Source organism: Agromyces sp. NPDC052230, assembly GCF_040679595.1.
GTDB lineage: Bacteria > Actinomycetota > Actinomycetes > Actinomycetales > Microbacteriaceae > Agromyces.
Genome location: NZ_JBFAVC010000003.1, coordinates 246,481 through 261,041 on the forward strand (window position 1 = coordinate 246,481; position 14,561 = coordinate 261,041).

The following is a 14,561-nucleotide window of genomic DNA, read 5'->3' on the forward strand; positions in this document are numbered from 1 at the left end:
ACCCTTCCGAGGTGCTCATCGGGCGCCCACCCGGTCCAATATGCCGATGAGCGCTGCGAACGCGCCCGTGCGCTCGTCGCCCCGGGGCCCTGCCGGCAGCGCCGGCACGATCGCAGCGGCGACCGCGCCGCCATCGATCCTTCCGGATGCCGGAACAACACCCTCGGTGGGCAGGTCACCGCCCGCACGGACGAGCGTGACCGAGCCGGTCGACTGCTCGCCAGCGGCCGAGGCGACCGAGAAGCTGAACTGGTCCACCGCCGCCTCGCTGGACGTCGTGTACACGGCGACGCCGTCGGCTCCGCAGACGACGCCGCCATGCACAGGGGCACCGCACCCGGTGAAGAATGCGTCTGCATCACCGTTCGTGAACACGAGGGACGCGAGATCCACCGTGGTCGGGCCGGTCGCGTCGAGCGGCGCGAAGACGTCGAGGGCGATGAGTGCGGCCGGACCGGGACGGGTGACGGCGATGCCGAGGGTCGACTCGGGCGAGGCGGTCCCGTAGTCGTCGACGAAGCGGATCACGATTTCGGCCTCGCCTGCGTAGCCGGCGGCCGCTCGGAACACGACGTGCGTGGACGTCGCGATCGCGCTGCCCGCCGTCGCCGGACGCATGTCGACGACCTCGAGCGCCCCCCGCTCCGCGCAGACGGTGCACTCCACCCCGAGATCGCTGATCGGCACGAGCGACACGGAGCCCGCCGCAACCGGTGTCGCGGCGCGGGTGGGGGTGACCGTGGGCGCCTCAGGCGGGGCCGTCGCCACGATGTAGTCGAGGGCCAGGTCGGTGCGCCCGTTCGTGAGCCCGACCGGAATCGTGACGGCATCGGCATCCGGGTCGAATCCCGTGGCGGCGAGTTCGATCCGGTCCGCGTCGCAGCCGACCACGAGCGGCGAGGACGCGACCGGACCCGTGCAGTCACTGATCTGCCAGCCTTCGGCGGGTTCGATCGTCGCGGTGCCGAGATACGGGACGTCGATCCGCGTCGGGCTCGAGGGCAGGGGATCGGGCTCGGAGGCGCTCGCGGCGGATGAGGATGAGGGCGCGGACGCCGCTCCGGCGATGGTCATTGCGAGGAGCGTGACGAGAACGCCCCGCCACGTCGCCCCCGCCATCGTTCTCCCGTCGTCGCCGCAGTTGGCAGAGCGCCGGAGCGCCCGAGATAGTATGGTAGCGGTCGGCGTCGGCCGCTCGGTGCGTCGGAGCGCTACACCCGATCAAGCGTCGGCGAGTCGACCGTTCTGCCATCGATGAAGGGGAGCGATGCTCGACCGCCAACGGCCGCAGACGATCCAACGCCCGAGTCTCGGCTCCTCCCCCGGTCAGACTCGACTCCATGGATCGGATGGCGTGCGTCCGCTCGGCTCGACCGGATCCGTCCTTCCCGAGTTGGCCGAAGCGCCGCAACGCGAGCGCAAGTGGTGGCTGCATCCCGCATTCCTCGTCTCCGTCGGCCTCACCGTTCTGGCCCTCCTCGGCGCCGCCGCCTGGTTCGTCATCGCGGCGGTCACCGATGACTCGGTGCAGGTGACCGGCCTTTCCATTTCGGATGACGCCGGCAACGCACACCTCGACTGGAACGGCCCCGATTCGGCGTACGCCGTGTTCGCGGTGCACGGCGACGGGGAGGTCGTCGACCTCTCCCAGCTGATCCGGGGCACCGAGGCGTGGATCCCCTCCGCCGCGGGGCTCTACGGGGACGACACGTGTTTCGTCGTGCGCCCCGCGAGCGTCGACGCGGAGGTGTCCCTCGACGCGTCGGCCCTCGGCGGCCAGCGCGGTCAGAGCACGTGCGTCGCCGACGCAGCCCGATGATGTGGGTGCGGCATCCGGCCGCCATGGCCCTCGTCGCCGTGGGCGTGCTCGCCGTCGCGGGGTGCGCCGGTTCGGCCTCCTCCCCACCGAGCCCGAGCGGGGTGGCCCTCGACGCGTTCGACCCGGCCGCGGGCAACGGGCTCTGGCTGCTTGGTGGCGACGCCGCAGGTTCCGAGATCGTGGACTCGGTTCGCGAAGCGGGTTCGGTGCGCTACTCGGGCTCGTTCACCGAGCTCGTTCCCGGCACCTCAGACGTCGAACCGGCGCCCGGTCGCTCGCTGACGATCGAATACGCCGGCCGTCCGGGCACGGCGACCGCTCGGATCACCGCGGGTGATCTCGAGTTCGACGTGGTCATGGTCGACGGGCGCACGTACGTGCGAGGCAATGCCGCCTACGCTGAGCGCACGGGGATCGCCGCCGCGGCACAGGGGTACGTCTGCTCGGTCGGGGTGCAGACGCTGCTCGACGAGTGGGCACCCGTCCTCCGCCCGGCCGAGCTGGTGGCGTCGCTCATCGACTCGAGCGAATCACTCACGGTCGAGCCGCCGCAGTCCAACGAGTCCACGGTCTCCGTCGTCATGGGCGGGTCCGAGGCTCCCATCGGGGAGCTGACCGTCGCGCGCTCCGGAGCGCCGCTTCCGACCGGCTTCACCGCGGGCGATGGCAGCGGCGACGGCGCCTTCACCTTCAGTGCCTGGGGCGAGCTGGTCGACGTCACGGCTCCGGCCGATCCCATCGTCGACTGCGGCGGATGACGGGTGCCGCGAGCTGAGGCTCATCCCATTCCCGTGTCCCACTTCAGGGTGAAGGATCGATCGCCGAGCCTCACGCGCGTGCCTGCCCGCAGCGGCGTGGGCACCCTCGGTGCGAGGGTGCGCGTCGCGCCATCGGGGAGCGTGATCGTGACGCCGTTCTTGGATCCTCGATCGGTGAGCCAGAACGCCCCCGAGTCGATGCCGTAGGTCGCGTGGGTCTTCGACATGCGCATGGAGCGGTCGACCAGCGGCACGAGTTGCTCGACATGTTCGCCGGGCGCGGGCGTCGGGCCACGGCCGAGCAACCCGGATGCGGCGGCGATGATGCGAGAGCCGTCGTCGAACACGAGCTCCCATCGCGGGCCGGCCGGCGACGGTGCGGCAGCTCCGCCCCCCTGGACGGCCACCGACGCCGCGGCGAGCGGGTCGAGGCCACGCCTCACGTCGACCACGTAGCATCCGCCGATGCGATCGAGCCAGCTGCGCCCGCGCTGCTGCGGGTCCCAGCTCGACGAGGCGAACATGATCGCCGGACCCGTCACGGGCAGCACGAGCTGCGACGCCCAGAGCGTGAGCGCACGCAGCACGACCCGCCGGAACCCGGGCGCACCGACACGTGCCACGCTCACGGAGCGCAGCTCGAGTGCGGACTTGCCGAGCGTGAGCCCCCTGCGCCCGTGCAGGACCAGCTGCACGAGCGCGAACACGACGAGGAGCCCGTGGCTCACGGCGAGCAGGATGATCGGACCCGGCGGAAGTGCGGCCACGTCGCCGACAAGGATGGACGTGGACGAGCCGACGAGCTGCATGGCGCCGATGATGCCCGGCACCGAGAGCACGACCCACCCGGCTGCATCGAGCGCGAACGCCGCCGCTCGACGGGTCCCCGGTGCCGGTACGAGGCCAGGGCGCTCGGCGAACTCGGCGTCGGCAGCGAGCCCCGAAATCGCCTCGTCGTCGACGTCGAGAGTGACGCTCACTTCGCTCCTCGCCATGGATGGGACTGTCTCGCCACCCAATCCGATCGCGGGCGCACATGTCGATGGGGAGTGGTCACCATCCTCGACTCAGCAGCGTACCGGCACTCCGGCACTCCGTAGCACGGCACGGGCACCCGAGCACCGCTCGCCCGACACCGGAGCGAAGCGCGGTACCAGAAGAGGTCAGGGGCGCTGCGGCTGTGGTCCGGCTGCGAGCTCCCGGTCGTACTCCTCACGGGCGACGCGATTGCGTTCGCCGACCGCGCGGCCGCGCTTCGCGAGCCAGCCGCCGAACCAGATCGGGATCTCCCGTGCGATGAGGAACGCCGCGATCGCGAACGGGTCGAGCCAGCGATCGCGCAGGAACTCCGCGGCATCCTCGCGCGTGAACGTCCAGGCCTGCACCGCGAGCAGGGCGCCGCCCACGTAGGCGAAGTACACGAGCACGGCGACGAGCAGGCCGAACACCGCGTAGTACCACCACGCGCCCCGGTTCACGATGACCGCGAGCAGTGCGAAGCCCAAGAAGAAGGCGACGATCGGCACCCAGAAGAGCGGGCTCACGAGGAACTCCACGAACGCGTCGGTCGCCTCGGCGGCGTCGCCGCGTCCGAGCAGCAGCAGATACGCGACGCCCGCGTAGAGCAGCGCGAACACGATGGCCCCGATCAGGGCGACGAGCACGCCGAATCCTCGGTTGCTGCGGGTCTTCGGCGGCGTCGGCGCCTGCACGTAGACGGTCTGCGGGGCCGCGGCTGCGGGTACGGGCTCGCGCGGCTCGCGCATGGACTCGCGCTCGGGCTCCGGGGCGATCGTTGCGGCGCCCGCGGCGATACCTGGGGCCGCGACGGTGGCGGCCGGTACGTAGGTCTCGCGTCGCACGGTGTCGGCCGGAACCGGCCCGGGGACCCCGTCGTCGGCGTCGCGCGCAGCACGGGTGTCGTCGGCGTCGGAGGTCACGGGCGCGGCGTTCGCGCGGCCGACCGCGGCGTCGAGCCGGGCGGTCGCGTCCCTCGACTCGTCGCGCTCGTCGACGGGCTCGGATGCCGCGCGGTCCTGCACTGCGCTGTCGGATGCCTCGGGCGTGCGCGCCGAGTCATCCGCCGAGGCCGGCCGTGGCTCGTCGACGCGCTCCATGTCGCGCTCGGTGCGAGCCGTGCGGTCGGCGTCGTGCTCGTTCGCCGGCGCGTCGTGCTCGCTCGCCGGTGGCTCGTGGTCGGTCGCGCGTGGGTCGGGGGCGCCGTCGTCGTACGGGCGATCCGGGTCGGATCCGGGAGTCGTGCTGCTCATGATCGCGCTCCTTCCGGGCGCCGTCGCACCCGCATTCGTGGCCACTGTAACAACGGCGCAGCGCCGCGCGAGGCAGCCGCGCGGCGCTTCGCCGCACCGTGACCGCGGCGGGAGGCCTCCGGACGGCGCGCCTGAGACGCCGAAGGGCCCCGGATCGCTCCGGAGCCCTTCGGGGTGTTGCGGCGGCGGCCCGCTCGAGGCGGAGCCGCCGCCGCGGGATCAGCTGTAGTTGCCGGGCGTGAAGTCGTCGCTCGAGAACGCGTCGAAGTCGACGAAGCTGAGGTCGCCCTCGGCGAAGGCTGCGTCGTCGGCGAAGATGCGGTTCGGGTACCGCTCCGCCTTCGCCTCCTCCGTGGCCTCGACCGCGACGTTCCGGTACCGGGGCAGGCCCGTGCCGGCGGGGATCAGCTTTCCGATGATCACGTTCTCCTTGAGGCCGACGAGCGGGTCGGACTTGCCCTCCATGGCGGCCTGCGTGAGCACGCGGGTCGTCTCCTGGAAGGACGCGGCCGACAGCCACGACTCGGTCGCGAGCGAGGCCTTGGTGATACCCATGACCTCCTGGCGGGCCGAGGCCGTCTTCTTGCCCTCGGTGAGCGTCGCACGGTTGATCTCGTTGTACTTCATCCGGTCGACGAGCTCACCGGGAAGCAGGTCGGTGTCGCCGTGGTCGACGACGGTGACCTTGCGCAGCATCTGGCGCACGATGACCTCGATGTGCTTGTCGTGGATCGGCACGCCCTGCGAACGGTAGACGTCCTGCACGCCGTCCACCAGGTGCTTCTGCACCTCGCGGACGCCCTTGACCCGGAGGACCTCCTTCGGGTCGACGGTGCCGACGATCAGCTGGTGGCCGAGCTCGACGTGCTGGCCGTCCTCGACGAGCAGCGTCGAACGCTTGAGCACGTTGTACGCGATCGGCTCGTCGCCGTTGTCGGGCGTGAGGATGACCTTGCGCTGCCGCTCGGTCTCGTCGATCGTGATCCGGCCGGCCGCCTCCGCGATGGGCGACGCACCCTTGGGGGTGCGGGCCTCGAAGAGCTCCTGCACGCGGGGAAGACCCTGCGTGATGTCGTCGGCCGAAGCCGAACCACCGGTGTGGAAGGTGCGCATCGTGAGCTGCGTGCCGGGCTCGCCGATCGACTGGGCCGCGATGATGCCCACGGCCTCGCCGATGTCGACGAGCTTGCCCGTCGCGAGCGAACGGCCGTAGCACTTCGCGCACACGCCGACCGCGGACTCGCAGGTGAGGACCGAACGGACCTTGATCGTCTCGACACCGGCGCCGATGAGCCCATTGATGAGCACGTCGCCGACGTCGGATCCGGCCTCCGCCACGACCTTGCCCTTCGCGTCGACGGCGTCGGCCGCGAGTGAGCGGGCGAACACCGAGTTCTCGACGTTCGGGTCGCGCACGAGGTTGCCCGAGGCATCCGTCGTCGCGATCCGCAGGTCGAGGCCCTTGGTCGTGCCGCAGTCCTCCTCGCGGATGATGACATCCTGCGAGACGTCGACGAGACGACGCGTGAGGTAACCCGAGTCCGCCGTGCGGAGGGCCGTGTCGGCCAGGCCCTTGCGGGCACCGTGCGTCGCGATGAAGTACTCCGCCACGCTCAGCCCCTCGCGGTACGAGGAGATGATCGGACGAGGGATGATCTCACCCTTCGGGTTGTTCACGAGGCCTCGCATGCCGGCGATGTTGCGCACCTGCAGCCAGTTACCACGAGCACCCGACGTCACCATGCGGTTGATGGTGTTGTCGGTCGGGAAGTTCTCCTGCATGGCCCGGGCGACCTCGTCGGTGGCCTTGGTCCAGATCTGGATGAGCTCCTGACGACGCTCGAGGTCGGTCGTGAGACCCTTCTCGAACTGCGACTGCACCTTGGCGGCCTGCTTCTCGTACCTCGAGACGATCTCGCCCTTGTTCGGCGGCGTCACGATGTCGGAGAGCGCCACGGTCACACCCGAGCGGGTCGCCCAGCGGAAGCCGGCGTCCTTGATCCGGTCGAGGGTCGCGGCGACCTCCGTCTTCGGGTAGCGCTCGGCGAGGTCGTTGACGATCTGCGAGATCTGGCCCTTGCCGGCCTGCGCGTTGAAGTACGGGTAGTCCTCGGGCAGCGCCTCGTTGAAGAGCGCACGACCGAGCGTGGTCTCGAGGAGGTGGGGCTTGCCCGACACGAAGCCCTCGGGCTCGTCGCCCTCGGCGAAGTGCAGCCCCTCGAGGCGGATCTTCACCTTGGCACCGAGGTCGAGCGCGATCTCTCCCGGACGGTTCTGGTCGAACGCGAGGATGGCCTCGGCGATCGACGAGAACGCACGGCCCTCACCGGCTGCGCCGTCCTTCTGCGTCGTCAGGTGGTGCAGGCCGATGATCATGTCCTGCGAGGGCAGGGTCACCGGACGGCCGTCCGACGGCTTCAGGATGTTGTTCGACGCGAGCATCAGGATGCGGGCCTCGGCCTGCGCCTCGACCGACAGCGGAAGGTGCACGGCCATCTGGTCGCCGTCGAAGTCCGCGTTGAACGCGGCGCAGACGAGCGGGTGGAGCTGGATGGCCTTGCCCTCGACGAGCTGCGGCTCGAACGCCTGGATGCCGAGGCGGTGCAGGGTGGGCGCACGGTTCAGCAGCACGGGGCGCTCGCGGATGATCTCCTCGAGCACGTCCCACACCTGCGGACGCGAACGCTCGACCATGCGCTTGGCAGCCTTGATGTTCTGCGCGTGGCTCAGGTCGATGAGGCGCTTGATGACGAACGGCTTGAAGAGCTCGAGCGCCATCTGCTTGGGCAGACCGCACTGGTGCAGCTTCAGCTGCGGGCCGACCACGATGACCGAACGGCCCGAGTAGTCGACGCGCTTGCCGAGCAGGTTCTGGCGGAAGCGACCCTGCTTTCCCTTGAGCATGTCGCTCAGGGACTTCAGGGCGCGGTTGCCGGTGCCCGTGACCGGGCGACCACGACGACCGTTGTCGAACAGCGCGTCGACGGCCTCCTGCAGCATCCGCTTCTCGTTGTTCACGATGATCTCGGGAGCCCCGAGGTCGAGCAGGCGACGCAGGCGGTTGTTGCGGTTGATCACGCGACGGTAGAGGTCGTTGAGGTCGGAGGTCGCGAAGCGGCCACCGTCGAGCTGCACCATCGGGCGCAGCTCGGGCGGGATCACCGGCACGACGTCGAGCACCATCGCGGCCGGCGAGTTGCCGGTCTGCAGGAAGGAGCTGACGACGCGCAGGCGCTTGATCGCGCGGATCTTCTTCTGGCCCTTGCCCTCGGCGATCTGCAGGCGCAGGTCGTCGGCCTCGGCAGCCAGGTCGAACGCCTCGAGGCGCTTCTTGATGGCCTCGGCGCCCATATAGGCGTCGAAGTACATGCCGAAGCGGTCCTGCAGCTCGTGGAACACGGAGTCCTCGGGCTTGAGGTCGCCGACCTTGAGGGTGCGGAAGTCCTCCCACACGCGCTCGAGATGCGCGATCTGCTCGTCGGCGCTCTTGCGGACGCCGGTCATCTCCTTGTCGGCGGCGGCCTCGGCGCGCTTGCGCTGGTCGCTCTTGGCGCCCTCGGCCTCGAGCTCGGCGAGCTCGGCCTCCTTGCGCGCCATGAGCTCGGCGATGCGCGCGTCGCGCTGGTCGCCGATCGTCTTGATCTCGAGGCGGAGCTCGTTCTCGAGGCCGGGCATGTCGGCGTGACGGCCCTCCTCGTCGACGTCGATCACCATGTAGGCGGCGAAGTAGATGACCTTCTCGAGGTCCTTCGGCGCCATGTCGAGCAGGTACCCGAGGCGCGAGGGCACGCCCTTGAAGTACCAGATGTGCGTGACGGGAGCGGCGAGCTCGATGTGGCCCATCCGCTCACGGCGCACCGAGGACTTGGTGACCTCGACACCGCAGCGCTCGCAGACGATGCCCTTGAAGCGCACGCGCTTGTACTTGCCGCACGCACACTCCCAGTCACGGCTGGGTCCGAAGATCTGCTCGCCGAAGAGGCCGTCCTTCTCGGGCTTGAGCGTGCGGTAGTTGATGGTCTCGGGCTTCTTGACCTCGCCATAGGACCAACGACGGATGTCGTCGGCAGTGGCCAGACCGATGCGAAGCTCGTCAAAAGTGGTTGCGTCGAGCAATTTCTCTCCTAGAAAAGTCTCTGTCGTCGTTCTGGCCGGGTCAGATCTCGTCGATGTTCGACGACTCGAAGCGCGCGGAGATGTTGATGCCGAGCTCCTCCGCCGCGCGGAAGGCCTCGTCATCGGTGTCGCGCAGGCTCACCGCGGTGCCATCGGCCGAGAGCACCTCGACGTTCAGGCAGAGCGACTGCATCTCCTTCATGAGCACCTTGAAGGACTCGGGGATGCCGGGCTCCTGGATGTTCTCGCCCTTGACGATGGCCTCGTACACCTTGACGCGGCCGAGGATGTCGTCGGACTTGATCGTGAGGAGCTCCTGCAGCGCGTAGGCGGCGCCGTAGGCCTCGAGGGCCCACACCTCCATCTCACCGAAGCGCTGGCCACCGAACTGCGCCTTACCACCGAGCGGCTGCTGGGTGATCATCGAGTACGGGCCGGTGGAGCGCGCGTGGATCTTGTCGTCCACGAGGTGGTGCAGCTTCAGGATGTACATGTAGCCGACCGAGACCGGGTACGGGAAGGGCTCGCCCGAGCGGCCGTCGTAGAGCTGCGTCTTGCCGCTCGAGTCGATCAGGCGCTCGCCGTCGCGGTTGGGGAGCGTCGAGTCGAGCAGACCCGCGATCTCCTCCTCGAGTGCGCCGTCGAACACCGGGGTCGCGACCTTGGTGCCGGGGGCGGCCTCGTGCGCGTCCTTCGGGAGCTTCTTGGCCCAGGCCGGGTTGCCCTCGACCTTCCAGCCCTGCTTGGCGACCCACCCGAGGTGGGTCTCCAGCACCTGGCCGAAGTTCATGCGCCCGGGGATGCCGAGCGGGTTGAGGATCACGTCGACCGGAGTGCCGTCGGCGAGGAACGGCATGTCCTCGACCGGCAGGATCTTCGAGATGACGCCCTTGTTGCCGTGACGGCCGGCGAGCTTGTCGCCCTCGGTGATCTTGCGCTTCTGGGCGATGTAGACGACCACGCGCTGGTTGACGCCCGAGCCGAGCTCGTCGTCGCCGTCCTGCGCGTCGAACACCTTGACGCCGATGATCGTGCCCTGCTCACCGTGGGGAACCTTCAGCGACGTGTCGCGCACCTCGCGGCTCTTCTCGTTGAAGATCGCGCGGAGCAGGCGCTCCTCGGCCGAGAGCTCGGTCTCGCCCTTGGGCGTGACCTTGCCGACGAGGATGTCACCGGGGCGGACCTCGGCGCCGATGCGGATGATGCCGCGCTCGTCGAGGTCGGCGAGAAGGTCGGGGCTGACGTTCGGGAGATCACGCGTGATCTCCTCCTTGCCGAGCTTCGTGTCGCGCGCGTCAACCTCGTACTCCTCGATGTGGATCGACGAGAGCACGTCGTCCTTCACGAGGTTCTGGCTGAGGATGATCGCGTCCTCGAAGTTGTGGCCCTCCCACGGCATGAACGCGACGAGCAGGTTCTTGCCGAGCGCGAGCTCGCCGTTGTCGGTGGCGGGACCGTCGGCGACGACCTCGCCGACCTCGATGCGGTCGCCCGCCGAGACGACGACGCGGTTGTTGTACGACGTGCCCTGGTTCGAGCGGTCGAACTTGCGCAGGTAGTACGTCTGCGTGCCGCCCTCGTCGAGCTGGACGGTCACGAAGTCGGCCGACACCTCGGCGACGACACCCGCCTTGTCGGCGGTGATGACGTCACCGGCGTCGACGGCCGCGTAGCCCTCCATGCCGGTGCCGACGAACGGCGAGTCGCTGCGCAGCAGCGGCACGGCCTGGCGCTGCATGTTCGCGCCCATGAGCGCGCGGTTCGCGTCGTCGTGCTCGAGGAACGGGATGAGCGACGTCGCGACCGACACCATCTGGCGCGGCGAGACATCCATGTACCCGATCTCGTCGGCGTGGAACAGGTCGACCTCGCCGCCCTTCTTGCGGGCGAGGACGCGCTCCTCCTGGAAATGGCCGTCGGCCTTCAGCGGCGCGTTGGCCTGGGCGACGATGTAGTCGTCCTCCTCCATCGCCGTGAGGTAGTCGATCTGCTCCGTGACCTTGCCGTTCACGACCTTGCGGTACGGCGTCTCGATGAAGCCGAACGAGTTGATGCGCGCGAACGACGCGAGCGAGCCGATGAGGCCGATGTTCGGGCCTTCCGGCGTCTCGATCGGGCACATCCGGCCGTAGTGCGAGGGGTGCACGTCGCGGACCTCGACGCCCGCGCGGTCACGCGAGAGGCCGCCGGGGCCGAGCGCCGAGAGGCGGCGCTTGTGGGTCAGGCCCGCGAGCGGGTTGTTCTGGTCCATGAACTGCGACAGCTGCGAGGTGCCGAAGAACTCCTTGATCGCGGCGACGACGGGTCGCACGTTGATCAGGGTCTGCGGCGTGATCGCCTCGATGTCCTGCGTGGTCATGCGCTCGCGGACGACACGCTCCATGCGGCTGAGGCCGGTGCGCACCTGGTTCTGGATGAGCTCGCCCACCGCGCGGATGCGACGGTTGCCGAAGTTGTCGATGTCGTCGACGTCGAGACGGATGTCGACGTCCTTGCCACCGCGCCGACCTGCGATCGTGGTGCGCTCGTCGTGCAGGGCGACGAGGTACTTGATCGTGGCCACGATGTCCTGCACCGTGAGCACCGAGTCGGTGAGTGGCGCCTCGAGACCGAGCTTGTTGTTGATCTTGTACCGACCGACCTTGGCGAGGTCGTAGCGCTTCGGGTTGAAGTAGAAGTTGTCGAGGAGCGCACGCGCGGCCTCGGCAGCCACCTGCTCGCCCGGACGGAGCTTGCGGTAGATGTCCTTGAGGGCCTCTTCCTTGGTGAGGATGTTGTCCTTCTCCAGGGTGAGGGCGATCGACTCGTAGCCGGCGAACTCCTCGAGGATCTCCTCGCTCGTGAGGCCGAGCGCCTTCAGGAAGACGGTCACCGACTGCTTGCGCTTGCGGTCGATGCGCACGCCGACCTGGTCGCGCTTGTCGATCTCGAACTCGAGCCAGGCACCGCGGCTCGGGATGACGCGCGCGGAGTAGATGTCCTTGTCGCTCGTCTTCTCGGGGGTGCGCTCGAAGTAGACGCCCGGCGAACGCACGAGCTGCGACACGACGACGCGCTCGGTGCCGTTGATGACGAAGGTGCCCTTCGGGGTCATCAGGGGGAAGTCGCCCATGAAGACCGTCTGGGTCTTGATCTCACCCGTGAGGTGGTTCATGAACTCCGCGTTGACGTACAGCGGAGCGGAGTAGGTCTTGCCCTTCTCCTTGCACTCGTCGATCGTGTACTTCGGCGGCTCGAGCTCGGGGTTCGTGAACGAGAGCTGCATGGTCTCGCCGAGGTCCTCGATGGGCGAGATCTCCTCGAAGATCTCCTCGAGGCCGGTGGTCTCGGGCAGGTCCTTCCGGCCGGCCTCGACCGCAGCCTCGACGCGCGCCTTCCACGCGTCGTTGCCGACCAGCCAATCGAAGCTCTCCGTCTGGAGGGCGAGCAGATCGGGTACGGTGAGGGTGTCGGTGACCTTTGCGAACGAGAGGCGGCTCGCGCCGCGTCCGTTCTTGGGGGTGGGCGTGGTCGCGTTACGCGCAGCAGCCAAGTGAATAACCTCCATCGGCCCCGTCGGGCCGGTTCACTGTCGGTAGCGGAGAGTGGTTACCCCTCAGACGTATGCAAGTGCTCGAGGGTAAATCCCTCGGCACGCAAAGCCGACCGCAATATGAAGGCATGGTGGGTCTGGGAGCGCAAAGGTTAACTATATGCCGCGCGACGCGCTCTGTCCAGTCGAATCTTGACCTCTTCGCGAATCTCGGGTATAACCCGGGCGCGCTGCAACCGACTTCCCTGATCTGACGCGGTTTCCGGTCGAGCGGATGCCTCCTGCGCCCCGCATCCGGTCGAGACCGCGCGTTCCTCGACCGGTCGCCGGACATGGCACGATGCAGGCATGACGGAGCCGCACATCGAGTTCGAGCCCGAGGTGTTCTCGTCGACGGGACTCACGCTGCTCGTCGACGGGACGGCGCAGTCGCACGTCGACCCCACCGAGCCGCGGCGGTTGTTCTTCGAGTACGTCCGGCGCATCGGCCACGTGCTCGACGCCATGCGCCCCGCGGGCGAGCCGATCACGGCGGTGCACCTCGGCGGAGGCGCGCTCACCCTCCCTCGGTACGTCGCCGCCACCCGTCCGGGTTCGACGCAGGTGGTCGTCGACCACGACGCGGCGCTCATCGAAACGGTGCTCGCGCGACTCCCGCTGCCCGAGGCATCCGGCATCGAGGTGCTCATCGCCGATGCGCGCGACGCGCTGGCGACCCTTGCCGCACGGCCGTCGCCCACCTCGGTCGACGTCGTCGTCGTCGACCTCTATTCACGGCTCGACGCGCCGGCGTTCGTCGACGAGGTGTCGTTCATGGCCGGATGCCTCGGACTCGTCGCCCCCCGCGGGCTCGTCGTGCTGAACGTGGCCGACGCCGCGGGCCTGCGTCGCCTGCGCGCCCAGGCGCGCGCGCTCGCGAGGGCCGACCCGAGCGCCGAGCTCCTCGTCGCGGGTGACACGGGCGTGCTCTCGGGTGCGGAGGAGGGCAACGCCATCCTCGTGGCCGCGCCCGACGGGCTTCCCGCCGGGCTCGAGGGCCGGCTCGGCACCGCCGGGCCGTTCCCGGCGACCGTCCTCACCGGGCACCGGCTCGACGCGGCGCTCTGGGGCGTGTGCTGAGCCGAGACGCGACGTCTCGGCATCCGTCGCCTGAGCTGAGCGGATGCCGCGAGCCCGCATCCGGACGCCGGGTAGCGTGGCATCCGTGTCAGACCTCGAACGCCGCCTCGCCGTGAGCGGCCATCTCGCCCGGCTCGAGGAGTCCCGTCAGGCGCCGGGGTCGTGGACGCTCTACGTCGATGGCACGCCGCAGTCGCACGTGGAGCTCGACCGGCCCGACTGGCTCGGCTTCGAGTACGTGCGGCGCATCGGCCACGCGATCGACCTCGTGCGCGCCGAGGGCGAGCCGATCACCGCCGTGCACCTCGGCGGCGGTGCCCTCACGCTTCCCCGCTACGTCGCGGCGACCCGGCCGGGGTCGCGGCAGCAGGTGGTCGAACTCGAGTCCGACCTCGTCGACCTCGTGCGCGCGCACCTGCCGCTCCCCCGTGGTGCTCAGATCCGGGTGCGGCACGGCGACGCACGCGAGGTGCTGCAGAAGCTGCCGCACGGTCTCGACGGCGCCGTCGACATCGTCGTGGTCGACATCTTCTCGGGCGCGCGCACGCCCGCGCACGTGACCAGTGTCGAGTTCTACGAGCTCATCGCACCGAGGCTCGCGCCGGGCGGCATCGTCGCCGTGAACGTGGCCGACGGCGCGGGCCTCGGCTTCGCCCGCCCTCAGGCGGCGACGCTCGGGCACGTCTTCCGGCACGTGGCGATCGCGGCCGACACCTCGATGCTCAAGGGCCGGAGGTTCGGCAACGTCGTCATGTACGCCTCCGACGACGAGCTGCCGTTCGGCGAGCTGCCGCGCCGTCTCGCGAGCGACCCCGCGCCGGCCAAGCTCGTCGACGGCGACGAGCTCCGCCGGTTCATCGCGGGTGCGCCGGTGGTGACGGATGCCACGGCCGTGCCCTCGCCGCCTCCGGCGCGTTCGGTCTTCCTCTCGAAGCCCGGCGCCTGAC

General features: G+C 69.4%; 9 protein-coding genes. 4 read left to right on the top strand and 5 right to left on the bottom strand.

Annotated features, from left to right (window positions below; translation table 11 throughout):
- Positions 1 to 15: 15 nt before the first annotated feature.
- Entirely contained in the window at positions 16 to 1,074 is a 1,059-nt protein-coding gene (locus AB0K73_RS08915) for a hypothetical protein (RefSeq protein ID WP_360516442.1), read from the bottom strand.
- A 280-nt stretch (positions 1,075 to 1,354) separates the two neighbouring features.
- On the opposite strand from AB0K73_RS08915, the gene AB0K73_RS08920 reads away from it, so the two are divergent.
- Both AB0K73_RS08920 and AB0K73_RS08925 read left to right on the top strand, forming a co-directional pair.
- Positions 1,355 to 1,819: a hypothetical protein gene (locus AB0K73_RS08920; protein WP_360516439.1), complete on the top strand. Its 465-nt coding sequence runs from the start codon at positions 1,355 to 1,357 to the stop codon at positions 1,817 to 1,819.
- Positions 1,820 to 1,824: 5 nt separating this feature from the next.
- The gene (locus tag AB0K73_RS08925) at positions 1,825 to 2,577 is read left to right on the top strand and encodes a hypothetical protein (RefSeq protein ID WP_360516436.1); all 753 of its coding nucleotides are present in this window, start codon (positions 1,825 to 1,827) and stop codon (positions 2,575 to 2,577) included.
- A 20-nt stretch (positions 2,578 to 2,597) separates the two neighbouring features.
- Here AB0K73_RS08925 and AB0K73_RS08930 read toward each other — a convergent pair whose 3' ends face one another.
- From AB0K73_RS08930 to rpoB, 4 genes are all read right to left on the bottom strand, one after another.
- Positions 2,598 to 3,557 (bottom strand): RDD family protein, encoded by a 960-nt coding sequence (locus tag AB0K73_RS08930; RefSeq protein ID WP_360516433.1) that lies wholly within the window; start codon positions 3,555 to 3,557, stop codon positions 2,598 to 2,600.
- Positions 3,558 to 3,740: 183 nt separating this feature from the next.
- A complete protein-coding gene (locus tag AB0K73_RS08935) occupies positions 3,741 to 4,847 on the bottom strand; it encodes a hypothetical protein (protein WP_360516430.1) in 1,107 nt (368 codons plus the stop codon).
- A 219-nt stretch (positions 4,848 to 5,066) separates the two neighbouring features.
- Entirely contained in the window at positions 5,067 to 8,963 is a 3,897-nt protein-coding gene (locus AB0K73_RS08940; RefSeq protein ID WP_360517164.1) for a DNA-directed RNA polymerase subunit beta', read from the bottom strand.
- Positions 8,964 to 9,003: 40 nt separating this feature from the next.
- A complete protein-coding gene (rpoB, locus tag AB0K73_RS08945; protein WP_360517167.1) occupies positions 9,004 to 12,495 on the bottom strand; it encodes a DNA-directed RNA polymerase subunit beta in 3,492 nt (1,163 codons plus the stop codon).
- A 348-nt stretch (positions 12,496 to 12,843) separates the two neighbouring features.
- Between rpoB and AB0K73_RS08950 the strand changes: the two genes are divergently transcribed.
- Positions 12,844 to 13,614 carry a fused MFS/spermidine synthase gene (locus AB0K73_RS08950; RefSeq protein WP_360517170.1) on the top strand — a complete coding sequence of 257 codons (771 nt, stop codon included), beginning with the start codon at positions 12,844 to 12,846 and terminating at the stop codon, positions 13,612 to 13,614.
- Positions 13,615 to 13,699: 85 nt separating this feature from the next.
- Positions 13,700 to 14,560 carry a fused MFS/spermidine synthase gene (locus tag AB0K73_RS08955; protein ID WP_360517173.1) on the top strand — a complete coding sequence of 287 codons (861 nt, stop codon included), beginning with the start codon at positions 13,700 to 13,702 and terminating at the stop codon, positions 14,558 to 14,560.
- Position 14,561 lies beyond the last annotated feature (1 nt).